The organism is Pseudomonas sp. 2VD (assembly GCF_005503585.1).
Lineage (GTDB): Bacteria > Pseudomonadota > Gammaproteobacteria > Pseudomonadales > Pseudomonadaceae > Pseudomonas > Pseudomonas aeruginosa.
This window is the reverse complement of sequence record NZ_SCND01000555.1, coordinates 1-2463: the sequence shown is the minus strand read 5'-3', so window position 1 is coordinate 2463 and position 2463 is coordinate 1. Positions and strand designations below refer to the sequence as shown.

Annotated in this window: 2 protein-coding genes and 1 pseudogene; all 3 read left to right on the top strand. The window is 61.3% G+C overall.

Going from position 1 to position 2463, the window contains the following annotated elements:
- A pseudogene (locus FFS27_RS31585) lies at positions 1-66 on the top strand (F0F1 ATP synthase subunit delta); the annotation flags it as partial.
- Between the two features lie 18 nt (positions 67-84).
- Complete coding sequence (gene atpA, locus FFS27_RS31580; protein WP_003097134.1) at positions 85-1629, top strand: F0F1 ATP synthase subunit alpha; 1545 nt, start codon at positions 85-87, stop codon at positions 1627-1629.
- A gap of 50 nt (positions 1630-1679) precedes the next feature.
- Positions 1680-2463 (top strand): F0F1 ATP synthase subunit gamma (gene atpG / locus FFS27_RS31575; protein WP_137952489.1); only part of this gene is annotated, 784 nt, incomplete at its 3' end.

Genomic DNA, 2463 nt, shown 5'->3' with positions numbered 1-2463 from the left:
GACTTGGTAATCGATGGCTCGGTGCGCGGCAAGCTCGCGAAACTGGCCGAAGCGTTGAAATCTTGAGTTTGAAGGGGCAGCGGCATGCAGCAACTCAATCCTTCCGAAATTAGTGAAATCATCAAGGGGCGCATCGAGAAACTCGACGTCGCCTCCCAAGCACGAAACGAAGGCACCATCGTCAGCGTGTCCGACGGTATCGTGCGCATCTACGGTCTGGCCGACGTCATGTACGGCGAGATGATCGAGTTCCCGGGCGGCGTCTACGGTATGGCGCTGAACCTGGAGCAGGATTCCGTGGGTGCCGTGGTCTTGGGTGAATACCAGGGCCTCGCCGAAGGCATGAACGCCAAGTGCACCGGGCGCATCCTGGAGGTTCCGGTCGGTCCGGAACTGCTGGGTCGCGTAGTTGACGCACTGGGCAATCCGATCGACGGCAAAGGCCCGATCGACGCCAAGGCCACCGACGCGGTCGAGAAGGTCGCTCCGGGCGTGATCTGGCGTAAGTCGGTAGACCAGCCGGTACAGACCGGCTACAAGTCGGTCGACGCCATGATCCCGGTAGGCCGTGGCCAGCGCGAGCTGATCATCGGCGACCGCCAGATCGGCAAGACCGCCCTCGCGGTCGACGCCATCATCAACCAGAAAGACAGCGGCATTAAGTGCGTCTACGTGGCCATCGGCCAGAAGCAGTCCACTATCGCCAACGTCGTACGCAAGCTGGAAGAGAACGGCGCCCTGGCCAACACCATCGTGGTCGCCGCCAGCGCTTCCGAGTCCGCCGCCCTGCAATACCTGGCGCCGTACTCCGGTTGCACCATGGGCGAATACTTCCGTGATCGCGGTGAAGACGCCCTGATCGTCTACGACGACCTGTCCAAGCAGGCCGTGGCTTATCGCCAGATCTCCCTGCTGCTGCGTCGTCCGCCGGGCCGCGAAGCCTACCCGGGCGACGTGTTCTATCTCCACAGCCGTCTGCTGGAGCGCGCTTCCCGCGTTTCCGAAGAGTATGTCGAGAAGTTCACCAACGGCGCCGTGACCGGCAAGACCGGCTCGCTGACCGCGCTGCCGATCATCGAGACCCAGGCCGGCGACGTTTCCGCGTTCGTTCCGACCAACGTGATCTCGATCACCGACGGCCAGATCTTCCTGGAATCCGCCATGTTCAACTCGGGTATCCGTCCGGCCGTCAACGCCGGTATCTCGGTATCCCGCGTAGGTGGCGCGGCCCAGACCAAGATCATCAAGAAGCTGTCCGGCGGCATTCGTACCGCTCTGGCCCAGTACCGTGAACTGGCGGCCTTCGCCCAGTTCGCCTCGGACCTGGACGAAGCGACCCGCAAGCAGCTGGAGCATGGTCAGCGCGTTACCGAGCTGATGAAGCAGAAGCAGTACGCGCCGATGTCGATCGCCGAGATGTCGCTGTCCCTGTATGCCGCCGAGCGTGGCTTCCTGCAGGACGTCGAAATCGCCAAGGTCGGTAGCTTCGAGCAGGCGTTGATCTCCTACTTCCAGCGCGAGCATGCCGCTCTGCTGGCGAAGATCAACGAGAAAGGTGACTTCAACGACGAAATCGACGCGGGCATCAAGGCCGGCATCGAGAAGTTCAAGGCCACCCAAACCTGGTAAGCCGCAGCGGGAGCCGCGAGGCTCCCGCCTGCTAACCCGATAGGTGTCAAATGGCAGGCGCAAAAGAGATTCGCAGCAAGATTGCGAGCATCAAAAGCACGCAAAAGATCACCAATGCCATGGAAAAAGTGGCGGTGAGCAAGATGCGCAAGGCACAAATGCGCATGGCGGCCGGCCGTCCCTACGCGGAGCGTATTCGCCAGGTGATCGGCCATCTGGCCAACGCCAACCCGGAATACCGTCACCCGTTCATGGTCGAGCGTGAAGTCAAGCGCGTCGGCTACATCGTGGTGAGCAGTGACCGTGGTCTGTGCGGCGGTCTGAACATCAACCTGTTCAAGTCCCTCGTCAAGGACATGAGCGGCTACCGCGAGCAAGGGGCGGAAATCGACCTTTGCGTGATCGGTAGCAAGGGCGCTTCGTTCTTCCGCAGTTTCGGCGGCAACGTCGTGGCAGCTATCAGCCACCTCGGCGAAGAGCCTTCGATCAACGACCTGATCGGCAGTGTCAAGGTGATGCTCGACGCATACCTCGAAGGCCGTATCGATCGCCTGTTCGTGGTCTCCAACAAGTTCGTCAACACCATGACCCAGAAGCCGACCGTGGAACAGCTGATTCCGCTGGTGGCCGATGACGATCAGGAGCTGAAGCACCACTGGGACTATCTCTACGAACCCGACGCCAAGTCGCTCCTCGACGGGCTGCTGGTGCGTTACGTGGAATCCCAGGTGTACCAGGCCGTGGTTGAGAACAACGCCTGTGAGCAGGCGGCCCGGATGATTGCAATGAAGAACGCTACCGACAACGCCGGCGAGCTGATCAGCGATTTGCAGC

Coding starts and splice junctions, on each gene's coding strand:
- atpA (WP_003097134.1), top strand. CDS start 85: ATGCAGCAACTCAATCCTTCCGAAATTAGTGAAATCATCAAGGGGCGC.